Consider the following 7,605-nt stretch of genomic DNA (forward strand, 5'->3'; position numbering starts at 1 on the left):
CCTGGCGCCCCTGCTGGCCGGGCGCGCCGCGCGCGCCGCGCAGCCCCGCGCCTACCCCTATACCCTGACCGACGCCGAATGGCGCGCCAGACTGACCCAGGCGCAGTACGACGTGCTGCGCCGCGAGGGCACCGAACGGCCCTACACCAGCCCGCTCAATGACGAGCATCGCGCCGGCACCTTCGCCTGCGCCGGCTGCGCCCAGAAGCTGTTTTCGTCGGCCACCAAGTTCGACAGCGGCACCGGCTGGCCCAGCTTCTGGCAGCCGCTGGAACACGCCGTCGACACGCTGGAAGACCGCAGCTTCGGCATGACCCGCACCGCCGTCAATTGCGGCAATTGCGGCGGCCACCTGGGTCACGTCTTCGACGACGGCCCGCGCCCGACCGGACTGCGCTACTGCATGAACGGCGTGGCCATGAGCTTCACCCCGCAGGCCTGATCGCGGCCGGCGTCATTTTTCGAGGATTGCGCATCATGTTCCTTCGTCCCTTCTCCCGCGCCCGCCAGGCCGCGCTGGCCGCCGCCGCCGGCACCCTGTTCGCCTTCGGCACGGCCAGCGCCGCCGAGACTGCCTTCATCATTCCGCCGCCCGCGCTCGACGCCTCGGCGGCCGGCGCGGCCCAGGAAAAAGCCGTGATCGCCGGCGGCTGCTTCTGGGGCGTGCAGGCGGTGTTCCAGCACGTCAAGGGCGTCACCTCGGCGGTCTCCGGCTACGCCGGCGGCCAGGCATCCACCGCCGACTACGACACCGTCAGCGGCGGGCGCAGCGGCCACGCCGAATCGGTGGAAATCACCTACGACCCGAAGCAGGTCAGCTACGGCCAGCTGCTGCAGATCTATTTCTCGGTGGCGCACGACCCGACCCAGCTCAACCGCCAGGGCCCGGACAGCGGCACCCAGTACCGCTCCACGGTGTTCCCGGCCAACGACGACCAGCGCAAGGTGGCCGAGGCCTACATCGCCCAGCTGAACAAATCCGGCGTCTACCCCAAGGCGCTGGCCACCACGGTGGAACCGCTCAAGGCCTTCTACCCCGCCGAGGGCTACCACCAGGACTACCTGGTGCGGCACCCGTACAGCATGTACATCATGGTGAACGACGTGCCGAAGGTGGAGAACCTGGCCAAGACCTTCCCGGCGGCGTATCGCGACAAGCCGGTGCTGGTGAATCCGTAGCCAGCGGCTGAATCCGCGGGCGGCTGGCGGACAGGGCTGTCATTGGCGGCCGCCGGCGGGGCTTGCCGCGCCGGCGGCCGCGCCACGCGCGGCCGTCGCTGCCGTCGCGCGCCGTGCAGCCGGGAAGGCGCTGCCGCGATGGCCGTAAAAACGCGCGTCCTGACCATTTTCGCGGCGCCTCGATAAGCAAGATAAATAATAAAAACCGCGCCGATTCTTAAAATCGAAAATCAGCACCTGTCGTGCCTGACAGATAATATAGAATGTATCAATTCCCGCCATATTGATAATACGGACGGTATCCAAAAAACCAATAAAAACAATTGGTTGGTATCCAAGCGGCCGAAAATCGCGGCCTTGGATGGTATCTTTCAGGCAGTTTTTAAATCTGCAAAAAAGCAGGTATAAATTGCGTCCTTTTTCCACCGGCCCGTCCATTCCATACAAAGTATTTCAGCCACCGGAAACACGATTTCCGTGGGCAATTGCGTATGGCATCGGGACCTCGGGCCGAGACAAAAAGGATTCCAGTCTTGATATACGGCACGAACAAGTGGCTGACGGCCACGGTCGCATTGAGCACCACCTGCTGCGGCGCCGCCATGGCGGCCGACCTGACGGTGGCGTCCGGCAACACGCAGGTGTTCGACGGCTCGGCCGCCTTCCCCGGCGGCGTTGACGTCAACGGCGGCACCCTGGTGATCGGCGGCAACGGCGGCGGCGCCGGCGTCACCCTCACCGGCAACGTCAACGCGGCCGCCAACGGCACAGTCTCGGGCTTCGGCGCGATCAACGGCAACCTCAACGTGAACGGCGCGCGCGTCGCCCCCGGCTACCCGGTGGGCACGCCCACCGGCGTGTCCAACGGCAACCTCGTCGTCAGGGGCGACCTGTCGATGAACAACGCCGTGTTCGACTTCGAGACCGGCTACGCGGGCCTGCCAATCACGCAGCCCGGCACCGGCGACAACATCACGGTCGCCGGCAACGCCACCCTGAACAACACCACGTTGAACGTGTCGGTCAACACGCTGGGCACCAACGCCGGCTACTACCGCATCCTGTCATACGGCGGCACTCTGAGCGGCAACGGCCTGACGCTGGGCAGCGTGACCGGCGACTCGCAGCCCGCGGCGACCATCCAGTCGCTGACCGGCGACAAACAGATCAACCTGATCCTGGGCCCCAGCACCACCAATCTGTGGAACGGCAACGGCGCGGCATCCGCCACCCGCGCCGGCGGCGGCAACGGCACCTGGAGCGCCGCCAGCGGCAACTGGAACAGCCCCACCAACGCCACGGGCGCCCTGCCCGACGGCGGCTACGCCATCTTCACCGGCGCGGCGGGCACGGTCACGGTCGATGGCGGCGCCGGCCCGGTGCGCGTGTCGGGCATCCAGTTCGCGACCGACCGCTATACCGTGCAGGGCGCGCCCATCACCCTGGTGGGCAGCGGCGGCAACCCGCCGGCCCTGGTGGTCGGCGACGGCACCTATGCCTCGGGCCAGTTCGTCGACACCATCCACAACCCGCTGCAAGGCACCCAGGGCTTCGTCAAGACCGGCCCGGGCTCCCTGATCCTGACGGCCGACAGCAGCGGCCTGAGCGGCCCCATCCTGATCGCCGACGGCGCCCTGGAGATCGACGGCAAGCTGAACGGCCCCCTGGACATCGGCCGCGAGGTCGTGCTGGCGGGCGTCGGCCAGGTCGGCACCACCACGCTCTACCCCACCGCCGTGATCTCCCCGGGCAACGACGGCTCGCCCATCGGCACGTTGACGGTCAACGGCAACCTCACCTTCGGCGCCGATACCGTCTATCGCGTGCACGCCGATCCGGCCAGCAGCGCCAGCGACCGCATCCACGTCACCGGCGTCGCCACGCTGGATGGCACCGTGGCGCACGTCGGCCCGGCCGGCAACTATGCGCCGCGCACCACCTACAACATCCTCACCGCCGACGGCGGCATCCAGGGCCGCTTCACCGGCGCCTCCAGCGCCTACGCCTTCCTGACGCCCACGCTCAGCTACGACGCCAAGAATGCCTTCATGACGCTCACGCGCAACGACGTGCCGATCGGCAGCATCGGCGGCACCGGCAACGAAGCCAGCGTCGGCGGCGCGCTGGACCAGGAAGATCCGCCCGCGAGCGGCAACGGTTCGACCTCCGGCGGCAACGCGTCGGCTTCCAGCGGCAATGGCGCGACGGCCACCGGCAACGGCTCGTCCGTGGTCGGCAGCGGCACCACTGCGGCCGCCGGCACCGGCGCCCGCCAGGTGACCACGGCCGTGCTGACAATGACGCCCAATGAAGCGCGTTCGGCCCTGAAGCAGTTGTCCGGCGAGGCCTACGCCAGCACCGCCACCGTGCTGCAGAGCCAGGCCGACAGCGTGCGCGCGCTGCCGCTGGATCACCTGCGCGGCAACCTCGACGCGCCGGTGCGCGCCGGACAGCCGACCGCCCAACTGGGCGCGCCGTCGGCCGACGCGCTGCCGCAAAGCGGCGCCTCGCCGGTCTGGGCGCAGGCCTTCGGCAACTGGAGCACCTTCGCTGGCGACGGCAACGCCTCGAGCGTCAGCCAATCGTCCGGCGGCCTGTTCGTCGGCGGCGATGGCGCGGTCGGCGGCGGCTGGCGCCTGGGCGGCGCGGTCGGCTACACCGGCAGCCACAGCTCGCTGGCCGATTCCGCCTCGCGCACCGACGTCGACAGCTACACCGCCACGATCTTCGGCGGCCGCAATTTCCAGGCCGGTCCCGGCCACCTGCGCTTCATGGCCGGCGCCGCCTACACCTGGCACGACATCAACACCAAGCGCGACGTCGCGGCCGGCAGCCTGAACCAGCGCCTGGAGTCGTCCTACCGCGCCTCGTCGACGCAGCTGTTCAGCGAGCTCGGCTACCACCTGCCGCTGAGCGATGCCTACAGCATCGAACCCTATGCCGGCCTGGCCTGGAACCAGCTGCGCACGCGGGATTTCGAGGAATCGGGCGGATCGGCCGCGCTGCGCGGCAAGGGCCGCACCGACGACGTGACCAGCAGCACGCTGGGCGTGCGCGGCGCCTGGCAGTTCGAGTCCAGCGGCGCGCCGGGCCGCCTGACCGCCTCGCTGGGCTGGCGCCACGCCATGGGCGACGTCACGCCCAGCCAGCAACTGGCCTTCGACGGCGGCAGCACGTTCTCGGTGCGCGGCGTGCCGATCGCCAGGAACGCCGCGGTGGTCGGGCTGGGCGCCGAAATCGCGCTCGCCCGCAACACCACCGCCGGCGTCGCCTATGACGCGCAGTTCGGCGGCGGCAACCGCCAGCAGTCGGGCCTGCTCAAGCTGGCCGTGCGCTTCTAGGGCAACGCCGCGCCGGGAACGCCCGCGCGCATTGCGCTACAGTGCGGGGGCAGGCGGAATCCGGCCATCCGGATATCCGCCCTGCGCACCCATGATCTCTTCGGCCTGGCGCGGCAACCCCGCCCGCGAGGCCGCGAACCCATGCCCCCAGGAAAAGCACAGTAGTGAACGACACCCACATGCCGGACGACGGCGACTTCCACGACCGCAAGGAACAGGGCGCCACGCTGTGGCGCGACGATGGCTGGACCGCCCGCATCATCAAGAACGAAGACGACGACGGCTGGGCCGTCGAGATGACTCTGGACGGGCAGGCCGAACCGGCCCTGGTGGGTCCGTGGACCATGGGCCGCGACAAGAAGAACCCCAAGCCCCTCGACACGCCCGCCTTCCATACCCTGGTCAAGACCGCCAACGAAGTCCTGCGGCGCCACGAACAGCAATTGCACGCGACGCTGCACAAGAGCGTGAAGATCGATGCGGCCGCCGGCCGCGTCACCGTCAAGCTGGATATCGTGCCCGACGAGGACGAGCCCTATGCCGTGCTCAGCGCCTACGACGAATCGGGCGAACAACTGGCCGAAATCCACGTGGCGCCCACCTACAAGCTGAGCGTGCAACGGGCCTCGGAATGGGCCCGCGGCGGGTTTGGGCGCGAGGGCTGACGCACCGGCGACCGGCGGACCGCCCTTCGCCCCGCCCGCTCCCGTCCCCCGATACAAGGGCCGGGAAACGGCCGCCTACGCCGTTCAATGGCCGGTGCTGTCGCCCTGGCGGCTGGCCTCGAACAGGAACCAGGTGCGCCGCTCGGTCTCGTCGATCCAGTTCTCGATGAGGCTGGAGCTGGCGATGTCGCGATGCTCGTCGGTCACGTTATGGGCCTCGCGCAGCGTGGCCGCCAGGGTCTTGTTGTCTTCGCGCAGCTCGGCCAGCATGTCCAGCGGCTGGACGTAGTCGGCATCGTTGTCGGCGATGCGCTGGGTGCGCGCGATATGGCCGATGGAACGCAGCGTGGTGCCGCCGATCTTGCGGATGCGCTCGGCGATGGGATCGGTCATCGCGAACAACTGGTCGCCCTGCTCGTCCAGCAGCAGGTGGTAATCGCGAAAATGCGGCCCGCTGACATGCCAGTGGAAGTTCTTGGTCTTCAGGTACAGCGCGAACACGTCGGCCAGCACCTGGTTCAACACCGCGGAGATATCGCGGGTGGCGGCGGCGGCCAGATCGGTGGGGGTTGCCAGCGGACGCTTGCGCAGCGTCTTCGCCGCCTTGGTGGTCTTCGCATTCAGTTTCTTGGCCATGAATCGCAGCTCCTGGAAATGATTCGGAAAACACGCGCGCGGCGCGATCGGTCGCGCCGCGACGTCCCAGGGTAATTCCGTATGCGCGCTTTGCCAATGGCCGCGCGCGGCTGGCGCCAAGCTGAATCGATATGCCCGCGCGGGCATGACGCCATCACTAGTCCGGCAGGACCTCGAATACCTTCCCCTGCCCGGAGAACAGCGCCACGCAAGCCTGGATGCGCTCCGCGATGGAGCCCCGCGGCAGCGGCTCGACCAGGCCCAACGCCATCTGCCGCAGCGGTTCGGCGATGGTCATGGCCAACAGCAGGCCGGCGGTCTGACGCGGTTGCTTGATGCGGATCAAACCGCGCGCGGCCAGTTTCTCGAACCACCCCGCCAACATCGCGGTGCCGCGCTCGATGCCGTTTTCCTGATACACCGCCAACAGCGCGTTGCGCGCCGGAAAATCGGCCGTCAACAAACGGAACATGCCGACCGCGTCGGCCGACAGGGCGCGGTCGGCGATCGTCTGCAGCACCCGCGCCAGCGCCGGCAGCACCTCGGCGGCGCTGGCGACCTCCTGCGCCAGCGCCGGCTCGAAGCTGTCGGTCCAGCCGCGCACCACCTGCGCCACCAGGTCCTCGCGATTGGCGGCGAAGCGGTACACGGTTTTCTTGGCCATGCCGGCGCGACGGGCCACCGCTTCCAGCGTCGCGCCGCCATAGCCTTCGTTCAGCAGCAGCCAGGTGGCGGCGTCGAGGATCGCGGCGCGCAGTTCGGCGTCGGGTCGGGCGGGACGGCCGCGCGGGCGCGGCGCGGCGGATGAGGCAAGGGACGCCATGGGCGATTGGTTCTCCTGATGTCGAGTGGGCGATCTTACACGGTCCACTTATTTTGGAAACGAACTACGTTTCTTTAATGTAGAATCGGCTTTCCCTTATGGCTTTCCCTTATCCCGGAGACCTCGCATGACCACCCCGCACCCCGATGCGGCGCACATCGCCGCCGACATGGACAGCCTGCTCGATCCCGCGCCGCTGCCGCTGGAGACCGGCATTGCCCGCCTGCCCGGCGGCGGCCTGGTGGTGGCCACGCGCACCGACCTGCACGGCTGCAAGGGCCGCATGATTGACTGGTGGTTCAAGTTCTTCCAGACCACCCAGCACATCAAGTGGTGGCATCCGCACGACCATGTCGAGCATCGTGGCTGGGACAGCGCCTGGCGGCGCGGCGAAAGCTATATCGGCGCCTCGATCCACGCGGTGGAGTCGCTGGCCGACCTGCCGCCGGTGGCCGCCAGGCTGAAATTCCACGCCCCGCAGGAGGCCTTCGACGCCGCGCGCCTGCGCGCCGCGCACGGCAACCAGGACGTGTCGGCGGCCATCTACGCCCGCATCGGCTTCGGCGACCACATCCAACTCGACGCCGATGGCGATCCGAGGGATGGCCAGATGATCCACCTGGCGCGCGACACGCCGTTCGGCTGCGTGCTGCGCAGCCGCTTCTACCTGGGCCTGTCGAGCCCACGGCCGCAACAGGACGTGCCCGACGTGCTGGGGCTGAACCTGCTGCGCCATTGCTATACCGAGTTCACCTACCTGTCGCGCTTGCTGCCGTCGATCTACTACGGCGAACACGCCAACGGCGAAGCCGCGCCGCTGCCCTGGTAAGGCGGGCACGGCCCCTGCGATGGTAAGGCTGGCACGGCCGCCGCCCTGGTGAGGCCGGCACGGCCGCTGCCCGGGCAAGACCGGCACGGCCGCCGGCCTGCGCGCTGCGCGCGGCGCGCGGCGGCGCGGAGC

The 7,605-nt window shown here is 68.8% G+C and carries 8 protein-coding genes; 5 read left to right on the plus strand and 3 right to left on the minus strand.

Annotation, left to right across the window (positions count from 1 at the left end; all coding sequences use genetic code 11):
• The first annotated feature begins 1 nt into the window (after position 1).
• A complete protein-coding gene (gene msrB, locus HV742_RS31800; RefSeq protein WP_054495623.1) occupies positions 2-442 on the plus strand; it encodes a peptide-methionine (R)-S-oxide reductase MsrB in 441 nt (146 codons plus the stop codon).
• Between the two features lie 35 nt (positions 443-477).
• A complete protein-coding gene (gene msrA, locus HV742_RS31805) occupies positions 478-1,179 on the plus strand; it encodes a peptide-methionine (S)-S-oxide reductase MsrA (protein ID WP_175147266.1) in 702 nt (233 codons plus the stop codon).
• A gap of 39 nt (positions 1,180-1,218) precedes the next feature.
• On the opposite strand, the gene HV742_RS31810 is transcribed toward msrA, so the two are convergent.
• Positions 1,219-1,605 carry a hypothetical protein gene (locus HV742_RS31810; RefSeq protein ID WP_175147267.1) on the minus strand — a complete coding sequence of 129 codons (387 nt, stop codon included), beginning with the start codon at positions 1,603-1,605 and terminating at the stop codon, positions 1,219-1,221.
• Positions 1,606-1,712: 107 nt separating this feature from the next.
• Between HV742_RS31810 and HV742_RS31815 the strand changes: the two genes are divergently transcribed.
• Positions 1,713-4,520 carry an autotransporter family protein gene (locus HV742_RS31815; RefSeq protein WP_175147268.1) on the plus strand — a complete coding sequence of 936 codons (2,808 nt, stop codon included), beginning with the start codon at positions 1,713-1,715 and terminating at the stop codon, positions 4,518-4,520.
• A gap of 164 nt (positions 4,521-4,684) precedes the next feature.
• A complete protein-coding gene (locus HV742_RS31820) occupies positions 4,685-5,185 on the plus strand; it encodes a hypothetical protein (protein WP_063583237.1) in 501 nt (166 codons plus the stop codon).
• Positions 5,186-5,269: 84 nt separating this feature from the next.
• Here HV742_RS31820 and HV742_RS31825 read toward each other — a convergent pair whose 3' ends face one another.
• A complete protein-coding gene (locus HV742_RS31825; RefSeq protein WP_049074093.1) occupies positions 5,270-5,821 on the minus strand; it encodes a Dps family protein in 552 nt (183 codons plus the stop codon).
• A gap of 157 nt (positions 5,822-5,978) precedes the next feature.
• A complete protein-coding gene (locus tag HV742_RS31830; RefSeq protein ID WP_054416899.1) occupies positions 5,979-6,644 on the minus strand; it encodes a TetR/AcrR family transcriptional regulator in 666 nt (221 codons plus the stop codon).
• 127 nt (positions 6,645-6,771) lie between these two features.
• Here HV742_RS31830 and HV742_RS31835 point away from each other — a divergent pair, with 127 nt between their 5' ends.
• On the plus strand, positions 6,772-7,473 hold the full coding sequence (locus HV742_RS31835; protein WP_059270241.1) for a DAPG hydrolase family protein: 702 nt from the start codon (positions 6,772-6,774) through the stop codon (positions 7,471-7,473).
• The last annotated feature ends 132 nt before the right edge of the window (positions 7,474-7,605 follow it).

The sequence above is a fragment of the Achromobacter ruhlandii genome, from assembly GCF_902859695.1.
GTDB classification, from domain to species: Bacteria; Pseudomonadota; Gammaproteobacteria; order Burkholderiales; family Burkholderiaceae_B; genus Achromobacter; species Achromobacter ruhlandii.

Excerpts from the sequence above, each read along its gene's own strand:
- msrA (WP_175147266.1), top strand. The coding sequence starts at position 478 with ATGTTCCTTCGTCCCTTCTCCCGCGCCCGCCAGGCCGCGCTGGCCGCC.
- HV742_RS31825 (WP_049074093.1), bottom strand. The coding sequence starts at position 5,821 with ATGGCCAAGAAACTGAATGCGAAGACCACCAAGGCGGCGAAGACGCTG.
- HV742_RS31830 (WP_054416899.1), bottom strand. The coding sequence starts at position 6,644 with ATGGCGTCCCTTGCCTCATCCGCCGCGCCGCGCCCGCGCGGCCGTCCC.
- HV742_RS31835 (WP_059270241.1), top strand. The coding sequence starts at position 6,772 with ATGACCACCCCGCACCCCGATGCGGCGCACATCGCCGCCGACATGGAC.